The organism is Flavobacteriales bacterium, from assembly GCA_016124845.1.
Classification (GTDB): domain Bacteria; phylum Bacteroidota; class Bacteroidia; order UBA10329; family UBA10329; genus UBA10329.
The window spans coordinates 102,610-123,098 of the sequence record WGMW01000029.1; the positions used below are offsets into that span (position 1 = coordinate 102,610).

12 protein-coding genes and 1 CRISPR repeat array are annotated in these 20,489 nt (G+C 46.9%); of the genes, 4 read left to right on the forward strand and 8 right to left on the reverse strand.

The features are described from left to right. The first annotated feature begins 69 nt into the window (after positions 1-69). From GC178_11535 to GC178_11545, 3 genes are read left to right on the forward strand one after another with little or no spacing between them, the layout of a single operon-like run. The gene (locus tag GC178_11535; protein ID MBI1288195.1) at positions 70-681 is read left to right on the forward strand and encodes a hypothetical protein; all 612 of its coding nucleotides are present in this window, start codon (positions 70-72) and stop codon (positions 679-681) included. 5 nt (positions 682-686) lie between these two features. Then, positions 687-2,813, forward strand: a complete 2,127-nt coding sequence (locus GC178_11540) for an acyl-homoserine-lactone acylase (GenBank protein MBI1288196.1) — start codon at positions 687-689, stop codon at positions 2,811-2,813. Positions 2,814-2,825: 12 nt separating this feature from the next. Next, entirely contained in the window at positions 2,826-3,224 is a 399-nt protein-coding gene (locus tag GC178_11545) for an STAS/SEC14 domain-containing protein (protein ID MBI1288197.1), read from the forward strand. Positions 3,225-3,440: 216 nt separating this feature from the next. On the opposite strand, the gene GC178_11550 is transcribed toward GC178_11545, so the two are convergent. From GC178_11550 to clpB, 6 genes are all read right to left on the reverse strand, one after another. After that, positions 3,441-4,136 (reverse strand): hypothetical protein, encoded by a 696-nt coding sequence (locus GC178_11550; GenBank protein MBI1288198.1) that lies wholly within the window; start codon positions 4,134-4,136, stop codon positions 3,441-3,443. A 300-nt stretch (positions 4,137-4,436) separates the two neighbouring features. Next, positions 4,437-5,909: a CRISPR direct-repeat array (repeat unit 36 nt; unit sequence GTTGTGGTTTGATTGATAAGCGATCTTTGAAATACT). Between the two features lie 101 nt (positions 5,910-6,010). Then, positions 6,011-6,355: a CRISPR-associated endonuclease Cas2 gene (gene cas2, locus GC178_11555; protein MBI1288199.1), complete on the reverse strand. Its 345-nt coding sequence runs from the start codon at positions 6,353-6,355 to the stop codon at positions 6,011-6,013. Positions 6,356-6,416: 61 nt separating this feature from the next. Continuing rightward, entirely contained in the window at positions 6,417-6,881 is a 465-nt protein-coding gene (locus GC178_11560; GenBank protein MBI1288200.1) for a hypothetical protein, read from the reverse strand. A gap of 220 nt (positions 6,882-7,101) precedes the next feature. Next, positions 7,102-7,992, reverse strand: a complete 891-nt coding sequence (gene cas1, locus GC178_11565) for a type II CRISPR-associated endonuclease Cas1 (protein MBI1288201.1) — start codon at positions 7,990-7,992, stop codon at positions 7,102-7,104. Between the two features lie 75 nt (positions 7,993-8,067). Beyond that, positions 8,068-12,405 (reverse strand): type II CRISPR RNA-guided endonuclease Cas9, encoded by a 4,338-nt coding sequence (locus GC178_11570; protein MBI1288202.1) that lies wholly within the window; start codon positions 12,403-12,405, stop codon positions 8,068-8,070. Between the two features lie 287 nt (positions 12,406-12,692). Next, on the reverse strand, positions 12,693-15,305 hold the full coding sequence (gene clpB / locus GC178_11575; protein ID MBI1288203.1) for an ATP-dependent chaperone ClpB: 2,613 nt from the start codon (positions 15,303-15,305) through the stop codon (positions 12,693-12,695). 429 nt (positions 15,306-15,734) lie between these two features. Between clpB and GC178_11580 the strand changes: the two genes are divergently transcribed. Beyond that, positions 15,735-16,922, forward strand: a complete 1,188-nt coding sequence (locus GC178_11580; protein MBI1288204.1) for an SDR family oxidoreductase — start codon at positions 15,735-15,737, stop codon at positions 16,920-16,922. Positions 16,923-17,016: 94 nt separating this feature from the next. On the opposite strand, the gene GC178_11585 is transcribed toward GC178_11580, so the two are convergent. Both GC178_11585 and GC178_11590 read right to left on the reverse strand, forming a co-directional pair. Then, positions 17,017-18,060: a nucleoid-associated protein gene (locus tag GC178_11585; protein MBI1288205.1), complete on the reverse strand. Its 1,044-nt coding sequence runs from the start codon at positions 18,058-18,060 to the stop codon at positions 17,017-17,019. A gap of 55 nt (positions 18,061-18,115) precedes the next feature. Then, positions 18,116-20,338, reverse strand: a complete 2,223-nt coding sequence (locus GC178_11590) for a hypothetical protein (GenBank protein ID MBI1288206.1) — start codon at positions 20,336-20,338, stop codon at positions 18,116-18,118. Positions 20,339-20,489 lie beyond the last annotated feature (151 nt).

The window sequence follows — 20,489 nt, forward strand, 5'->3', positions numbered from 1 at the left end:
CTCAAAGATTTTGACAGAACATTTCGTTTTCGCGGTTTACTTTCTTAACTCTGAAAAACTTTTCAGAGGTTGAAGACATTCATGAACAAATGGGGATTACTACTGGTACTGATGGTGTTCCAAAGCATCGCCTCCATAGTGGTGCTATGGCATTACGGCTTTACACATGAGGCGCATCGGGCATCGGTCACCTTTACCATGCGGTACTGTACCGTACTCTTCTGTCTCACATACATGCTTCGTGGTATTCACCTGCTGTTCAACTCAAAATTCACCCGTTACCTTCTGGCCCATCGTAAAACGCTGGGCATTGCCTTTGCCTACTCGTTCACATTCCATCTTTTTCAGTTGATGTTCTTGCACAAGACCATCAGCATGAGCCCGTTCATGTTCGGGCTGCAACTTATTCCCATCGCCTTCATCAACCTGATGGGTATCACGTCCATTCCCGTTGTGGAGCGCAATATGTCAAGGCGTATGTGGAAAATCATCCACCGCTGGGGGTCCGTGGTCATCTGGCTGGCACTTTTCAAGAATTATATCCTCATCTATTTTGTCCCGTCCCTGCTTGGCGACAGAAGTATTTTCTATTTCGGAACGTTTCTGGTTGCCATTACACCTGTGGTTCGGCTCTACCTCATCTATCGGAAGAAATACCTCCGTAACGTTCCTCAGACCTAAACCCCATGAGAAACCTGTTCCTTTCTTTCCTTTTGCTCCTTCTGGTCACGGCCCAAATCTCCCATGCCCAGAGCACATTTCCAAAGATCGACCCCGGCAACATCACGCTTGTGCGCGACAGTTTCGGTATTCCGCACATTTTCGCGCCTACTGATGCCGAAGTGGCCTACGGACTGGCCTGGGCCAATGCCGAAGATGCGTTTTCAGAGACACAGAACCTGGTCTATATCGGCAAGGAAATGATGGGGCGTGTGGATGGTATTGAGGGTGCTCCTGCCGATTATTTCATTCACGCCATCGGTGCGCGGCAGTTGGTAGAGGAACGGTTCGAAGCAGACCTATCGCCCGAATTCAAGAAGTATATTGACGGTTTTGTTCAAGGACTGAACGCCTACGCAGCTGCCCATCCTGATGAAGTGAAACTGAAAAAGGCGTTTCCTGCCACCTCCAAGGACATCATCACCGCTTTTGTGGTAACGATGGCCTTTCTGTCGGATGCACAGAATGCCGTGGGCGATGCCGTTGGTGGCACTTATGATACCGTGACGGTTAACTTCCCTGTGCACAACCGCAAACCCGTTGGTTCCAACGCCTTTGCCCTCAACAGCACTTTGACCGTGGACGGCCAAACATACGTGTGTACCAACCCGCACATGGGCATGGACGGAGGTCTCTCCTTCTACGAGACCCATCTGCATAGTGATGAAGGACTGAACATCGAAGGCGCGCTTTTTCAAGGCACCAGTTCGGTGAACATGGGAGCCAACGAAAACCTGGCATGGGGCATGACCTGGAATTTCTTTGACCGTTTGGACGTGTTCAAACTGAACATGGTGAAAGGCAAGGCCCTCACCTACGAAATGGACGGTGAAGAGCTGAAATTGGAGAAACGGCCGGTTTGGTTGAAGGTCGGGTTGGGCAAACACCATCGGTTTGTCATTCCCGTTAGGAAGATGACCTATTGGAGCAAATATGGCTGCACCATCAAAAGCGACAAGGGCAATAACTTCTATTCCGTACGCTTCCCAGCCAATCAAAGCGTGAGGGCGGCCGAACAGCTCTACTACATGAACAAGGCCACGGATTACGATTCATTCCGAAAAGCCCTCGATATCCACGCCATCGTATTGTTCAATGTGGTCTATGGCGACAGGGATGACAACATCTTTTACTTGGAACACGGCACGCTGCCCAAGCGCGACCTTAGTTTCGACTGGCAAGGGCTTCTGCCCGGAAACACCTCCAAAACGCTATGGACAGAACTTGTTCCGCTGGACAGCATGCCGCAGACGGTGAACCCTGAATGCGGATTTGTATTCAATACGAACAACACCCCGTTCCACGCCTCCTCCAAAGAGTGTTTTGAGGGGTCATGTCCCTACCCGAACTATGCGGTGGACGACCTGCCGGGCGATAACAACCGCGCCAACCGCTTTCAGGAACTGATCCACGAAAAGGACAGGTTCAGTTTGGATGACCTTCGGAAGATAAAATTCGATGTCACGCTTTCGCACAAAGGCGGTTTCGGTGAATCGATGGAGCCGCTGTTCCATTTGGATGGGAACAAATACCCGGACCTGAAGGAGGCCATCGGAATTTTGAAGTCGTGGAACCGCACCAGCGAGATACATGAATATGCTCCGACCCTGCTGGGGCTGATTCTCCGTGAGATATTCACAAGACGCGGTTATGACGATAATGAATTCGTACGCGGGTTCGCGGTGGATGAGGACGAATGGGTGAGCACGCTGCGCAATGCCTGCGACACGCTGAAGGCACATTTCGGCACAGTGAAAGTGGAATGGGGCACCATTCATCGGAACATCCGTGGCGATAAGAATCTGCCCTTGCGCGGCTTTGCCGACATGCTCAGTCCGAGCTATCCTGAACAGCGGCCAGGCTCTTTCATCTTCACACCCGAATACGGTGATTCGTACATGCTCTTTGCCGCTTTCGATAAGGATGGTCTTACCCGGCTGCAGGCCCTGCAACCGCTGGGTAATTCGCTCGACCCCGAAAGTCCACATTACAACGACCAGATGGAACTGTTCAGCAAGCAGCAACTACGGCAGTTGAGCCTGAAAAGGGAAGATGTAATGAAGAAGGCCGAATCGGTCTATCATCCAAAGTAATTTCGCATACCCATGAGCAGCATCATACTACTTGACGACATTCCCCTGATCGAAGGCCCCATTGCCGATTATAAACTGGACCCAGTAGGTATCCTCTACTCCTACTCCAAAAACCCCAAGCGCACGGTTGCCAACATCTCGGAAAACATTGCGCTGGTAAAGAAGATCACTGGAAACAAACGGGTGCCGTTGCTCATTTATCTCTGCGATTCGCCTGTTCCCGACAAGGAGACACGGAATTTCTCCACGGAACAGCTTCCGAAGGTCTATACGGCCATGGCCATGGTTTCCAAGCCTGGTCTTTCGAAGCTCATCATGAACATCCTATTCCGATTGAAGAAACCGCCCATTCCCATGCGGTCGTTCACAGACGACAGGGAAGCACGGGAGTGGCTGATGCAGTTTCTATGATTGAAACATACACCCCAAGGGAGCTTGCGCTGCTCTCTGCTGATCATACCAATTGCATCTTGCTTCTGTTGATGCTTTCAACAATTGCTTTCTTCAATTACAACATTTCGGTTCCACTTTAAATGGTAAGCCCCATCCGCTTAAGGCGAACGGGGCGCAAGCTGTCGGTGAAACAACGTCTGAAACCGCAGGTTAGACAGACCGCAGCTTTTATCTTCAGGTAACCACCATCACCACCACATCGGAGTAAGCCCCATAGCCCTTGGTGCCTTTCGCACGTACGCGCACTTCATAGTATTTAAGAGGAGTAAGTCCCGTTATCACCGCATTGGCTGGCCTGGAAGCCACCGTTTTCCATGGACGTTCCACCACCGCTACCTCCGGTCCATTAACGGTCGAACCGTCAGTAGGTGGAATCGGTGGTGTCGGATCCGGTGGCATCGGTTGTTCAGAAACCACCTCGCGCACGTCCACCTCATAGAAGGCCGCGTTCTCCACCCTGCTCCACTTCAGTTTCAGCGTACCCGACTCCTCAGAACGCATATTCTTAACATTTTTCACCTTGGGCATATCACCTGCGCTGGCACGGGGCTTCGTGTGCTTGAATCCTGAACTCAGAATAATGTCGGTGTTGCCATCAGCAATGTCCGTCACGTAATCGCGGTACTTGCGCACCATATTGTCCACCTCCCGCTCCTTGGTACGCATCAAGGCGATCTTGTCTCTTGCTCCGCTCTGTGCATTGTCCACCGCCAATTGCTGTGCATTGATGGAAATCAGAAAATCGGCATAAGGCACGGGCGGATCCGCGAAAAGCGGGTCTGTGGACATTTTTGCTTGAATCACACGCTCCTCTGGGGATTTCTCCTCAATGGACCTGTTGAATTTGAATACTGCTTTGTAATAGCTCATAGCTTCTACGTGTTGCGCAGTATCAGACGTTGTTCACATGCTATAACATCAACATATTTCACTTTATTGCATGGCATGAAAAAAAAAGTTTTTCACCCACTCTCCTACCCACGGTCCAGGATGTCATTCTACGCAAAAAGCAAGCTAACCTTCGCGCTCCGTTAACCGACTGAATCGGCCCGTTAGCTATCCCATGCGTTTTGCATCCATTCTTTTTCCCTGCGTTAACCAACTGAACCGCCCCGTTAACTAACCAATGGCGTTTTTAGGATTTCTTTTTGGGGGAGTTAACTAACGGAAGCGGTGGGTTAGGTAACCAGTTATCTTTGAAATTCCAGAATCAGCCTCAACCATCCGTTGTGGTTTGATTGATAAGCGATCTTTGAAATACTTTATAAATAAGGAAGCCGTCATTGATAACAGTTGTGGTTTGATTGATAAGCGATCTTTGAAATACTTTTACCGCAAGCCGTTCGGTGGGGATGATAGTTGTGGTTTGATTGATAAGCGATCTTTGAAATACTCGCGCCATTGCTGGCTAACGTAACGCCAAGGTTGTGGTTTGATTGATAAGCGATCTTTGAAATACTTAAAATCAATGGCTCTGTTGCCTCAAAGAAGTTGTGGTTTGATTGATAAGCGATCTTTGAAATACTACAAAGTCCAAAGGCGATCAGAAGTCAAAGTTGTGGTTTGATTGATAAGCGATCTTTGAAATACTCGTTTACTGAAGAAGAGGCTGAAGAGACAGTTGTGGTTTGATTGATAAGCGATCTTTGAAATACTCTTCTTCGGCCTTGTTCTGAACCGCCTTCTGTTGTGGTTTGATTGATAAGCGATCTTTGAAATACTTCAAGGACACGCAATTTACAACACGTTTGAGTTGTGGTTTGATTGATAAGCGATCTTTGAAATACTATAGTAGGAGCAGGCACAGCTGCAGGCAGGTTGTGGTTTGATTGATAAGCGATCTTTGAAATACTAAGTTCAGCGATCACCATTCGTAAGAGGTTGTTGTGGTTTGATTGATAAGCGATCTTTGAAATACTCATACGGAAACGCGTGCGCGTGTCTGCAGTGTTGTGGTTTGATTGATAAGCGATCTTTGAAATACTTGGGAATTGAAAGTGGAAGAGCCAACAGCAGTTGTGGTTTGATTGATAAGCGATCTTTGAAATACTCATGATAGAGGCAAAGAACAGCGAGAAGCTGTTGTGGTTTGATTGATAAGCGATCTTTGAAATACTTTCGGCACTTGTTGGGGCGGTTGTCTCTTGGTTGTGGTTTGATTGATAAGCGATCTTTGAAATACTAGAAGTACTTCAAAGACCCGAAGGTTCCAAGTTGTGGTTTGATTGATAAGCGATCTTTGAAATACTTTTCGTCTGCGGACGGTGCGGGGATTGACAGTTGTGGTTTGATTGATAAGCGATCTTTGAAATACTTTGGCGTTGTACAACCATGCGACCTGAACGGTTGTGGTTTGATTGATAAGCGATCTTTGAAATACTAATCTCAGGCGACAGCAGCTCTACAAGCGTGTTGTGGTTTGATTGATAAGCGATCTTTGAAATACTGGCGAAGTCCTTGTCTTGACCAATGAGCCAGTTGTGGTTTGATTGATAAGCGATCTTTGAAATACTAAAGCCGCGCCTCACTTCCTGTACAAGAAGTTGTGGTTTGATTGATAAGCGATCTTTGAAATACTACGCCCTTGGCTGTGAGCGAAAGCCGAAAGTTGTGGTTTGATTGATAAGCGATCTTTGAAATACTATCATGTATTTCATTGATCTGAAAAACAGCGATTTAGAAAAGTCTTTCAATTTGGAAAATGCCCTTGTTGCACAGATAATGCAGCTTGGGCATTTGCTTTTTTAGAACAATTCCAATTGGGGCGATGCTTGCGGCAACGTCTCCTTCTTCTTGCCCCAGAAGTTGAGGATATCACCATACTGCTTGTCTGTTATCTGAACAATGCTGACGTGTCCTTTGCTCGGTATCAGACCCTTGACCCGTTTGATGTGTACCTGGCCGCTCTGCCAACTGGCGCAATGGCGTGTATATACACTGAACTGCATCATCGTAAATCCATCCTTTTGCAGCTCCTTTCTGAACTGTTGGGCCTTCCTACGGTCAGTCTTTGTTTCGGTAGGGAGATCAAAGAATATGAATAGCCACATGATATGGTATTTATTGAGTCGTACCTGGCGGTCTTTCATCTTGTATTTCTAAATCAACCCTGTCAGCGTTTAAAACGCTGACAGGGTTATCGTTGCTGAATCAAAGCCCATCCATGTGATAGTTCACAAACTCATCCTTTCCCTCAAACCAACCAATTACCGTTTCCCTTTCAAGGTGCGTGGCCGATTCTGACAAAATTGAACGGTATGAACTGAATACCCAATCGTCCAAATGGTTGCACAGTCCGGCCTTTACCGGATTGTGATGGATATACCTGACAAGTTTTTGAAAATACTCTACACCATCCATTTCAATACGCTGAAATGGTCTACTGAACAGCGAACCATGTCTTGCGTGTGCCTTATTGAATGCCTGCGTATAGCCATTGAACAGGTTGGAGAACCGTTGGGAAATGAATTTTGAAAGAATTTCTTCCTGCTCTAACCCTGTCAGAGTTCGGAACTCTGACAGGGTTGTCCTCCTGCCTCCGGCACTCTTCAGGTATTCCCCAATCAGTTCCGATTCGTTCCTGCAACTGATGAACAGATGAAAGTGGTCAGGCATTAGGCAATACGCATACGTTTTTACCAATGGTGTAAGATGATGACGGTACCGATCTAAAAAATAACGGTGATTGTCGTTTACTCTGAACAAGCGTTCATTGCCATTGGTACGATTGTAAACATGATAGAACCCGTTCGGTCTTAAAACGCTCTGTCTGTTTTTCATTCTCGTGCTTACAACTAAACCCTGTCAGAGTTTTGAACTCTGACAGGGTTTTCATTCAATTCAAACTGGCATACTTCAAGCTCTTATCCGTCCCCTCAAAACAGGCGGCTAAGCTGGCCGTAGTTTCCTGCAACGCCAACATTAAAGGCCGCTGACGTTTGCCCACCATGGTGTCCATGGTCAGTACCCCCAGCAGATGCGCTTTTGCCTCCTTCTCCACCTCATTGGTCATGCCGTGTTCTTCTATCCAATCAAGCACCAGCCTATCTACAAACGGACGGTAAGGTTCCATAATATCATCTGCCAAGCAGTAACTGTTGTACTGATTGCGATGGAAGATGCCCAATGTGGGATGCAGACCACTCCCCGCCAATGACCTTGCCGTAGCAGCCCGCAATATGGCATAACCGTAATTGAGCATGGCATTGGGCGCATCACCGAACCGCTCTCTTCTAAAATCGCTTCCTAACAGGCGCGGCCAGTAAATGGCCGCCCCCTTCGCTTCCTCATTGGTAGGGTCGCCACTGCGCACCTGCTTGGCCTTGAACAATAATGCCTCGTGGTCCTTCCCCTCCTGTTTCAGAATAGCCGCCTGATTTACCAGCTTCTGCTTCACCGTCTGCATCCACAGGTTTTTCTTCAGCGGTTCACTCGCCTCTAGTTGTGAACGAAAGCGTTTGGTCTGTACAAGATTACCATCCAAATTGAGCAACATACCGTTGGGTAGGAACTTCTCGTTGCAGAAGATAACCGCCACATTATGCTGCAAGAACAACCGCATAATGCCCTGACTGAACGTGATCTGCGGATGCTCCAGCACCACAAAACCAAGATCCTCCACAGGGCGCGTATGCACCTCCCCTGTTTCCTTATCGTCTATCACTAACTGTTCCAGTCGGCTATGCAAATGATAGGGCTTGCTGAAGAAGAGGGTCTTATTGGCCATTGTATTTGTGTTTGATCGATCAAGTCTAACCTAAACCCTGTCAGAGTTTTTGAACTCTGACAGGGTTCTTCGTGGCTAAAAATCAAAGGTTATCTGCCCACTACGGCTTATTTCAAATCCTTCTCCACTTGCCAAAAAATTCCAACTGTTTCTGGTCAATACGATTTGTTCCCAAGGAGAATCAAGGTCAATTGAACTCTTCTCCTTCAGGTCAGAGGCTGCACGTGCTTCTGTATGTGGCCTGAAGTAAAGCCTGCCACTTTTATCAAATTTCACAAGCTGGTACATTCTGGCACTCAGTTGTTTGGTGGATAAACCTTTAAGCTCGTCAGGATGGTTCTCGTAGAATAGAGCTAGAATTCCCTTTGTCAGCTTGAATTTCAGTTTTAAACCCTTTGGGCTCACCTCTGACACCGCCATTCCATTGGAAGCCTCCAGCATATTCAGAATAGTGAAATCTCGAATTATCTTACCATTCTTATCCGTTCCCTCGTAAACCGCAAATAAATGATTGCCATCATTCATTACATGATAGTTTGCCTTATGCGCGTGTCTTGAAACATGGCTGTGCGGTTTCAAATGGATAGGGTCGGTTACCGTTGGCTGGTACACTCTTACCTTCTTGATGGGCGTAAACTGCGTTTTGCCTTCTCGTGGCGGTATGCGGTAGAGGTCATTCTCAATACGTAGTTTGATGGCCTTTATCTGTGCATCAATGGCTGCAAGTTCTTCTTCCTCGGCCTTTTTACGCAGCTTGTTCAGTTCTGCGATCTCTTTATTGAGCGCGTTCTCCGTATTACGGGCTGCCTTTACGATTTCCTTAACCTTCTCGTCAACTATGTTTTCCAGTTCATTATCTTTTAAACCACTTATCTCCTTCCTAACCACATAAAACACTTTCTCCACCACGTTGCCGTCCTTATCCAACGTTGGTTTGTTCACATCCTTGTTCGCTGGCCTCAGGATGGCACCATAGAAAGTATCCTTGTGCAATGAACCCCGTGCCGAATCTCCTTGCAGATAGACCACCTTGCCATTCTTGTCCTTGTCTATCTTTCCACGTTTACGCCTTTTTCTCTTGGAGGCTTTGCCCACGTTGTCAGGTGAATGATGCACTACCAGCACCTCATCCCGTAGGGCTTTTACATTCTCAGTAAAGCCTTTCCACGGCTTGGCGGCCTCCAAAATGGCCTTGGCTGCTTTGATGTTCCCATCCTCTTCCTTGCGCCAAGCCGAGGCGAGCACATCATATTTCTGTTTACTCATGCAGGCTATCACCACGGCATCTTGACAATGGTGCGTGTGGTTGCTTCGGTCTTTGGGCAAGTAAATTCGTTCGCTATTGGCATCGTGCAAGTAGTTTCCATTCTCATCTTTGGCAAATTCATGCAGCCCCCATGCTTTGCGGAACTGATCCACCATGGAACCCTTAACGGAGTACACCTTGGGAAATAACGAAGCAAGAAATGCCCTCGATAGTTTGGAGATGATGCCGATATCGACCTTCTGGCTGTTCTTGAAACCGCTTTTCACTTCCTTCATGGCAAAACGTTCGTACTTGCCGTGCAGGTAGTCGCGTTCCAACCGCAACAGATGCCGTTTTTCAATTCGGGCATCTTTAGCCTCTTTGGTGGTTGATGCTTTTACGGCTCGTGAAACAGCTTCTATCTGTCTGTCCAACGCCTCATATTGGTCTTTCCAATGCTGAACATTTTCAAGGATGTCATCATGGTTCGGACAATCAGCAGGTATCCTGTTCTTCTTTACCTCGCGATTGTACTCACGGTCGCAGAGCGTTTTATTCATGTCTGAGTTATCCTCAGAAATACTGCGAGGCAGGGTGTGTTCAATATCGAACTTGGGATCAGAACCAACGAAGTCACAAACGGAAATCGTCTTGTTCGTATAGATACATTTCTTCCCCTGTTCAAGCCAAAGTTTGTACTTCAGAACATCATCTTCATTGGGCGTAATGCTCTTGCCACATTCCTTTTCGTAGAGTATGGCAATCTCTTTTCGGTTAGCCGCCTTTTCATCTTCCAACCGTTTCTGCCATTTCTGTATGGCCTTGCGCTTATTGGCATCATTCAACTCGCGCGAAAGCTCTATGTGAATAATGGTCTCTTCATCTATAATGTCCTCTTTGATGAGGGTATTGATCAGCTTGCGCAATTGATGCAACGAACGCATGGCCATCGGATTCCGCACCGAATTGGTCATCGGGCTTCCCAAGTACAATTTACCATCGGCAGCCCGTTCAGCATCTGGGTAGGTATCAATATCAGAAGGATGATAAAGCCTTTGTAATCGTGATTCGTCCGAACAAAGACTGTTATCTTTTATAAGGTCTAGCACCTTTTCGTCCAACCGCTTTTTGGGAAGGAATTTGCCTGTACGTATGCAGCTTAGGTATTTGGCCTCCACATCTGAAACAAGTTCCTTCCTTCGCTCCTCGTTCATGGCTTCAAGCCCTTTGTTTCCGTAGACCTCTATCAGTTTGTCTGCCACCATCTGATGATCAATGGCATCCAGTTGATGTGCACTATCATGCTTGTTCGGATACTGTTCCTTATAGGATGCAAGCAGGTCGTTTATCAGATTAACCCGCCTGTTGTCTTCCTTATCGTTGTCAATCACATCTTTGATGGCTCCCTTCAGGAAATCCTCATTTCCCTTCCATTTATCGACATCAATAATGTCGGGCAACTTGGCCATAAAAACCGCATGCGAATACAGCAGTCCTTTCTTCAGATACGGAAGTATGCCGTTAATGGCTTTCAGACTCAATGCAGCGTAATCCTTTTTCAGACGGATGGCCGCAAAGGCATTGGCCTTTTTATCACTTAGTCCCAGCTTGTCTTTGGCATAGGCAACAAGCCGTTCGTTACTGTCAAACGAGAACAGTACGTGCCACAGGTCGCGGTAATCCACTGCTTTATTGACCGTTTCACCCTTTCCGTTCTTGGCGGTGTAAGTGACATGGATGTCTTCGAGTTCGCAACCGAACACATCCTTCAACCGTGCTGTAACGGGGCATCCCGCCACCGTGGCATTCATCTGATAGTTGAACAGGTACCCTTTGTTTCCAGCGTCCTTTCCTTTGTAGTAGGCGTAGTCATTCTTCGGGGCAATGGCCTTGGCTATTTCCTCAAATGGGAAATTAGGCTTCTTGAGCGCAAAGCGTCCAAGGGCCTTTTCTCTTTCTTTTTCATTCAGAAAGCGTAGTTTCTCGTCCTCAGGGGTCTTTATCTTGATATTGTTCAGGAATGCATACATCCTGAACGCCTCAAAATCGGGATGTGAAACAGGGCAACGGCTTTTACTCGGTTCAAAGGAACATTTACCAACAGTCCCTTTCTGCGATTTTAACGGCCGTTGAAAGAAGATGGCATCTTCCAATTCCTTTTTAAGTGCATCATTAACGTTCTGTGCCTTACATATTTCATGGAATTCGTGCAGGTAATGCTCCTCCCGTGCCGTGTAGCGTTTCCTGATGGGCTTCGCATCCGTATATAAGGAGTAGAAATACTCGCCCATGGTTCGGAATCCGCCCTCTGATATTTCCTCGCTCAGTTCGGAAATTCCACCTTTAACCTTTCCAAGGTCATCTTTCTTGTTAAGACGTTTGTCCAATCGCTCTTTTAATTCTTCAAATGGTAGTGAGCGATTATTTTTGATAGTTCCCAAAAACGAGTTTCTTAGCGTTTTAACTCCCTTGAACTCCTCCTGTGTCAGGTCGTAATTCTCAAAGAACTCTTCCAATTCGCTTTCAAGTTCCTCCAACGATACAGATAGATTCAGCAGTTGCTGTATCTCGGGCATGAGTTTCTCCAGTTCACTCATGTCAGAACTATCAAGCCGATTACTCAGAAAGCCTCTGCGCTGCGCAAAATGATAGAATACCCTTCCCAGCTCCTCTTTGGTCAGTTTTTCATCCAATGCCTTTGCCCGCAAGTAGTACGGATTCTTGCGCTGCTTTTTGCGTTCTGTCTTATCTCCTTCATTGTCGGTATGCAACCATTCACGGAAAGCATTGCTGCTCGGATAGTGTTTAAAGGATCGCTTTTTCCCGTTCTCAGGATTAATGGAACTTTTCCAATGTTCCAATTCCTCTATGGTTAACGGACACATCCCTTCCTTAATCAGAACTTTCAGTGTCTCATACTTTCGCAGTTTTCTACGGAACTTGATCTTCCGTGCGCTCCGGTATCCCGTCCTTTCAGCCGCCTTAGAAGATTCATTTCCTTTTTCAATCTTCACTCCTTCCGAGAAGATGAGAACGCCCTTGTCCTGTAGGTCGTGATGCTCTTCATTTCGCCAAAGGCCGTTAGTTTCCACCTTTTCGGTGTATCTATTTACCACGGCCCAACCGATACTATTGGTCCCGAGGTCTAATCCGAGTATTCTTTTCATGGTCTGTTGGTCTTTTACACTTTGAAAGTATGAATAATGTTGATGCGTGAAATAAAAAGCAGCAGACCGTATCCTATTTACGGTCTCAAATAGTTGAAAAACTGCTTGGAAGCTCTAAATTTTCAATCTAAATTCGCAGTATCAATCTTATCACAATAAGGCTATATGCCGTAGGGTAAGACCTTCAACCCCGCGTACTCCGTGGGGTTTTGTTTTTCTCTACATCAGTAAACAGAAATCCCCGTCCGCCTGAGGCGGACGGGGATTTCCCGTTCAATCAAAACAACTTACGCTGTTGTTTCTTCCTTCGTCTTGTTTCTGAACACCACTTCCCTATCGAAGCAGTCGAGCACAATGGCTCCGTCCTTATTTACTTTCCCCGCAAGGATCTGCTTGGAGAGTTCGTTCAGCACTTCGCGTTGAATGACGCGCTTCAATGGTCTGGCACCGAATTGCGGGTCGTAGCCGAGTTGCGAGATCCATTCCACGCAGTCGTCCGTGTAGCTGAAGTCGATGCCGTTCTTGGCCAACTGCTTGGCAAGAGCGTTCAACTGTAGGCGCGTGATCTGCGTCACGTCCTCACGCGTCAGCGGTGTGAACATGATGATGTCATCGATTCGGTTCAAGAACTCCGGTCGCAGCGACTTCTTCAAGAGTTCAAACAGTTCGCTCTTCGTAGAGGCCAGCACTTCGTCCTTGTTCACCTCGTTGATGTCGGCCATCTTCTCCTGAATGAGGTGCGAACCGAGGTTCGAGGTCATGATGATGATGGTGTTCTTGAAGTTCACCACGCGACCTTTGTTGTCGGTCAGGCGGCCATCATCCAACACTTGCAGCAAGATGTTGAACACATCCGGATGCGCCTTCTCAATCTCATCCAACAGCACGATTGAGTACGGCTTTCTGCGCACGGCCTCAGTCAACTGACCGCCTTCATCATACCCCACGTATCCGGGAGGCGCACCCACCAATCGGCTCACCGAGTGGCGTTCCTGGTACTCGCTCATATCGATACGCGTCATGGCCTGCTCGTTATTGAAAAGGAAGTCGGCCAGCGCCTTGGCAAGCTCTGTTTTACCCACACCCGTGGTCCCGAGGAAGATGAACGAACCGATAGGTCGTTTCTCATCCTGTAAGCCAGCGCGGCTTCTGCGCACCGCATCCGAAATGGCAGCGATGGCTTCGTCCTGTCCGACCACACGTTGGTGCAGTTCATCCTCCAAACGGAGCAGCTTCTCGCGGTCGCTTTCCAGCATCTTGTTCACAGGAATTCCCGTCCAGCGCGAAACCACACCTGCGATGTCTTCCGAATCCACTTCCTCTTTGATGAGTGGTGAGTTCGACTGCAGTTCCTCCAACTCCTTCTTGCTTTCCTCAAGCACCGCCTCGGCCTCTTTGATCTTACCGTAGCGCAACTCTGCCACACGACCGAAATCTCCTGCCCGTTCCGCCTGCTCGGCTTCGAGCTTGTAGTTTTCGATGTCCTCCTTGGCCTGCTGAATGCCTTCCACTATATCCTTCTCGTTCTGCCACTTGGCCTTCAGCTGATCACGCTCCTCGCCCATCTCAGCCAACTGCTCGGCCAACTTGGCCAGCTTCTTCTCATCCTTCTCGCGCTTAATGGCCTCGCGCTCAATCTCCAACTGACGGATCTTACGTTCAATTTCATCCAATTCCTGTGGCGATGAGTTGATCTCCAAACGGAGTTTAGAAGCCGCCTCATCGATCAGGTCAATGGCCTTATCTGGCAAGAAACGGTCGTTGATGTAGCGTTGCGAAAGCTCCACGGCACTGATGATCGCCTCATCCTTGATACGCACCTTGTGGTGTGTTTCGTACTTCTCTTTCAGTCCACGGAGGATGGAAACGGCATCCTCGGTGCTCGGCTCATCCACCATCACCTTCTGGAAACGTCTCTCCAACGCCTTGTCCTTCTCAAAGTATTTCTGGTACTCGTTGAGGGTTGTGGCACCGATGGCTTTCAGCTCACCCCGCGCCAAAGCTGGTTTGAGGATATTGGCCGCATCCATGGCGCCCTCGCCTCCACCCGCTCCAACAAGCGTATGAATCTCATCGATGAAAAGGATGATCTCGCCATCGGCAGAGATGACCTCCTTGACCACCGACTTCAATCGTTCCTCAAATTCGCCCTTGTACTTGGCTCCTGCTACCAGCGCGCCCATATCTAATGAGAAGAGTTGCTTGGTTTTCAGATTCTCTGGAACATCTCCGTTGATGATGCGGTGCGCAATTCCTTCCGCAATGGCGGTCTTACCAACACCTGGCTCACCGATAAGAATCGGGTTGTTCTTGGTTCTTCGCGATAGGATCTGGAGTACTCTTCGGATCTCATCATCACGACCAATGACCGGGTCGAGTTTGCCCTTCTTCGCAAGTTCGTTGAAGTTCAGCGCGTACTTGCCCAATGCATTGTAGGTGTCCTCAGCTGTTTGGCTGGTCACTTTTCCGCCTTTACGAAGTTCAGTGATGGCAGCTTTGAGTTCCTTTTCGCTCACCCCGCTGTCTTTCATTATCTGCGCAACAGTATCGCCACCGTTAAGCAATGCAAGCAAGATGTGTTCGATGGAAACATACTCATCCCCGAACTCCTTCAAGAAGTTATTGGCCTTGTTCAGCACTTGGTTGGCGTTGTTGCTCAGGTATGGTTGTCCTCCCTCAATCTTGGGATAGCTCTTTACCTGACTATCAACCGCAGCTTCGAAAGCCTGCACGTTCACGCCCAACTTCTTCAGAAGAAAGGGAGTTACGTTCTCATCCACGTTCAACACCCCTTTGAGGATGTGTCCCGTTTCGATGGCCTGTTGGCCGTTGTTCATCGCTTCTTGCGTAGCGGATTGCAACGCTTCCTGCGACTTTATAGTGAAATTATTGAAGTTCATTTTGTACTGGTTTTAATACGGTTGGCATTGGTCAAACACCTGTCCATTACTGAAAATCAGTCCATTAGCGGAAATTCTGGCAGGTTACTTTGGTTTTCAATGTCGTTCTGTCCGAAGTGATAGAGGGATTCGGAAAAGTTGGCGTATCCATCAGCGAATGGGCGAATTAGCAGATTAGCGAATGAGAAGGTGAAAAAGCAACATGAAATAGCCACAGAAACGCAGAAAACACGGAGGTTTTCACAGAAAATCTCTGTGAAATCTGTGAAAATCTGTGTTTCTGTGGCCAAAAAAATGTCTTTTGAAAGTTGTATTCACCAGTAGATGACCTGATGAACCTATCTGAATGATTATTCGCTAATTCAAACTCATGAAGTTAGTTTCGCACATTTGCTAATTCGCTCATTATCTCAATTTGCTAATCGTCCCATGAAAGAAAAGATACTCGCCCTCCTCGGCTTTCCGCCTCCAGCTCAACTGATAAAAACGTATGCTCCTTGGAAAGACGGAACAACCATCACCGAAAACGCCTTGGTGGTGGACGGCCGTTCGGTAAAGGATGAAGCGGGGTTGAAAGCCGTTTTCAATCAACTGCAGGAAGGTGTCAAGAATATCAAAGCCAATGGAAAGGTGCTTCTTTATTCTGTTCAACCGGAACTGATCGAGGATGTGACTTACTCCACTTACCAGCGTTCGCTGGAAGGCATTGCCCGTTCGCTGGCAAAGGAATTGGGCGGACGTGGAACTACGGTAAACCTTCTCAAACTTCCACCGAATGTGGAGCTGAGCAACTACACCGTTCCTAAGCAGTTCTTCACTTCGGGGCGTTCGGCTTTCATTACAGGACAAGCAGTTGTTCTGAATGAGGAAGCTCCAAAAGCGGGCGACCTTTCTGATAAAGTATGTGTGGTAACAGGCGGTGCAGGTGGCATCGGTTCGGCTACGGTAAAGCGTTTGGCGGCAGAAGGTGCTACGGTCATCATTGCGGACATTCCTCAGATGGATGAACGCGCCAAACCATTGCTCTCGGACAAAGTGAGCTTTATGGGTGCCGACCTGACCAATGCTGAAGTGCGCAAGCAACTGCTGGAAGACATCAAAGCCAAGCATGGCCGCATTGATGTGCTTATCAATAATGCAGGTATTACCCGCGATAAGACCATGAAGAACATGCCTGAGCATTATTGGGATCAGGTGATTGCCATCAACCTTACGGCAGTTATTGCACTTACAGAAGAAGCATTGGCCATGGGATTGATTCCTGAAGGTGGCCGCATCATCAGCACGTCTTCTATTTCTGGTATTGCAGGCAACTTCGGGCAGACGAACTACACGGCCACCAAAGCCGCACTTATTGGTTATTCCGCTTCAAAAGCAAAGGAGCTGAAAGCCAAAGGCATTACCATCAATGCTATTGCTCCAGGTTACATTGAAACGGAAATGGTGAAGACCATGCCGTTGATGACCCGCATCTTTGCAGAAAGATTGACAAGCTTGGCACAGGCTGGAAAACCAGAAGACATTGCCGAAGCGATGGCTTTTCTTGCCCATCCGGGTGCGCAAGCCATTACAGGTCTGGTGCTACGGGTTTGTGGAGGAAGTTTCTTGGGGGCTTGATGATTAGCAAGTTGGGATAATTGGCAGATTAGCGAATGATCAACACAGTCTGGGCATTCGCTAATTCGCTAATCAGCACATTGAACCATTAGCGCTACCGCTCCTCCTCGTAGTACAGCTTGTAGTATGTACGGCCATCGGCATCCTGACCGCGCTCTATCATGCTGCGGTCGCCATGGATATAGACAGAGAAGTTCTTGTCGAGTTTGAGGATGCTCTTGAAGGTGCCCTGCTTCTTCTTTACCGCTGGTGCTGAAATATCGAACGCATCGGCCACATACATCTCCCGTTCCTGCTGATAATCGTGGCGAAACTGCTGAAACTGACTGATAACCTCCGGCTGAACGATGACCTCCGCCTCAAAGTCGTTCATGTTGAAGGTTTCCTGCTCCTTGAAGAAGTTGATGCTACGGTTGAGCAGATCGGCCTGATCGGCCTTGTCCACCTCAAATTGGCGCGGTAGTTCCTTGGTAATGAAACTCTTGGCCATGGCCATCACGTTCTGCGTCTGGTAGTAGGCATCTTCGCGTTGCTTGAGGCCCAGAAAATCGTCTATCCAATACTGCGCTTCGCTCTGCTTGTTGGTATTGTCTACCACGGCCACCACGTAGCCATCTTCCTGTTCCGTTTCGAAAATGAGACAACCTTTGTCCAACTTGTTGATGTTGGTGCCTTGGTCGGTATTGACGATGAAGTTGTCGTTCGAAGGGTTCACCTTCAGGAACGTGTCCTTGTTCTCTGATTTGAACAGCCCTACGGCATCTATCAAATGCCCATCCAACAGGCAATGCTTAAAGTAAACGGTGTAGAACTCGCCACCTTTAATATTGGGATGCGTGCTGCACTCGAACAGGTGCTTGGCCAGTTTTACCGACTGCTCGTGCAACCCTTCCGGGTTCTCGAAAATGGCGCTGACAAACGTGTAGACCTCATTGAGCTCCAAGTCGCTCTCATGGTAGAGTTTGTAGAACTCCTCCGCCTTTAGCGGAGCCTTGAAATACTCCTGCAACGCCTCGGTAAGCGGCCACTCCAATTGGAGCGGTTCTGCCGAAAGCACCATGCCTTCTTCATTGGCCTTGTTTCCTACCCGATGAACCGAAATAAAATCAATGCTACCTAACGCGCTATCGTCTGCCATGCCTTAAATTTTGGGAGGCGGAAGGTAAGGAAGATGAATCGGTTGTCTGGTACAGTCAGCCACCATTACCAGTAGTTTCCTTTAGCTTATTTGTTCCTGTTAAGGATTCAGTAAAGGAAAACCGTTTGACAAAATTTGAATTCACCGTAACATCTCCACACTTCAAATCAAATATATACTCTAATTGATTATCAACCAGTAGTTTGTAGGTTTTCGAGCACTTAGTTTCGCTTATCAAGGCTCTTAAATTCTCCTCTTTATTTTTCGAATTGGCTTCCTTAAGAAACTCAAAGGCATCATCTCTATTGTCCCCAATACGCATTGCAAGCAAAAACATTACACCGAGTTTCTGTTCATTGCTTAATCCATTGAACTGCAAACCACTATGCGCTCGAAGAATCCTATAAAGATTCACGTATCTCTTGATGGTTCTAGGAGTTGTACCAACTAAAACAGATAAACTCTTAAGGTTTTCTTTTTCTTCCTCAGTAAGTCTCAGGTCAGGCGCAGAGTCTACTAAGTTTTGTTGCATAGTATTATCATTAGGGGCCACCTCAGGTTCAGGTTCTTCATCAACTTCACCAACCGCTTCCTCATTGTACATTTCCTGTGTATCAGCCACATCAAGCAACTGCTCATTTTCATCTCTCAGACCTACTTCGTCTCCATCTTCCTCCCCTAATAACCCTTCAGCATCACCCGCAGCCGCTTCTTCAAACTGCTCTTCTTCATCTTGCTCCTCGGCCTCTTGAACTGAACGCACCTGTCCTTTTAACAACTCTTCTATCAAATCTTTAATCTTATCAGGAACAGCTTCAGGAATTTGAAATGGAATCTGAAATATCTTTTCCAGATACTCATTTGGGTGAATAATTTGAATGTCGAAATTATCCTTAAGCAGATTCAAGTCCTCCACTCCAGTTGCCCTTTGGTACTGCATAATGTTTTTGTAGTTCAAGGCATTATTGACACATCTTTTGTCAACTCCGACCACAACCACAAACAAGGGGAATGCCATCAACAAGTGAACCGCCTGCAAAACCTCCAATACTTTTTCATCTGAACATCTATCGAGATCATCTATGTATAAGACAATCCGTTCAAGCTTTTTGCCCTCCGAAAACTGCTCTTTGATTACCTTTTTATTCTCAATAAGTATTTGTCGATTCTCTTGTGCCACAAGGTTCTGCTTATCCTGAAGGAAAGGTTCAGACTTCGTATTCTCCTCTAGAAAAAGTTCACTTAGCGTCTCAAAATCCTTACGTATTATTGAGATAATTCCCAGATGATCTTTATACTCCTTATGCTCAGCTCGACTACCGATAAAATTGTGTATTGCCTCTTGTGTGAGATTGCTGGTCATATCCTCTTCAACCTTCTTAATCTTTTTAGATAAATCGTTGATTTTAATTTCCGCAAGTTTCTGCTGACCCTCAATTAACTCAATTTCAGATTCCAAGCCTTTCACCAGTTCATCCAATTGACGTGTATCATCAACAACTTGGTTGAATTTCGTGAGAAATTGATTGATTGACTTTCGGTTTTTCACGTACCAATTAACAGCGGAGAAACCCGTTGGAGAAAACCCAGCAATGAATGCTAAAACCGAACCAGCATATTTATTGAATCCGAAATCAATGCCTGAAATCATAAAAGCGCCAGCAACCAGTATCCCAATCACTGCCATGATGAAATACATGGGGCGAGTGATTACAAAACGTAAGTTCCTTACAAACCCGTCCCAAAGTTTGTACTCATCCAATAAAACCGTTAAACCCTCAACCTTCAATAATTGACCAAACTGCGGGTTCTCGGAATAGAGTTCATCAAATTCTTTTTTTAAACGAGAATTTGAACCATTAAGAGCTAATATGTTTTGACCAATCTTCCTTGAAATTCGAACTTTGAGCTGCCCCTTCTCTTTTTCATAACCTTTTTTAAGGCGCTCTAATTGCTGCTTTCTGTTTTCCTCAGTCTGCTTTAGTATGTGCAACGACTGAAGGCTTTCGGTCAACTTTTCTTCTACAAGCAATTTCGCAACTCCACTCTTGGTACTATCGGTTATATACTCGTTCAGTTTTTCAAATATGGAATGAACTAACCCTGCCCACAGATTTGAATCCATATAGGACCAAGCATTAAACTTCAACTGAACAATTCCCTTACAAAACCTTTCGCCTTCAAGACCATCTACATTTCTATTTGACATCTCTTCTCTATCCACTAGAAATCCTTGGAATCTCGACAGTTCTCCAACTCTCCTTTGCAGGTGATGCATGAAAAAGCTTTAATGATTATCCGCAATCCGACCCCGTAAATTGGTTACGGTGCATGGTTCTTGGTTTGTGTCAAAACTAAGAACATGATGACATTCAAGGATTTTTTCGAGCGGTTCGCTGACGAACAGAGCTGTCTGGAACATTTTGTGC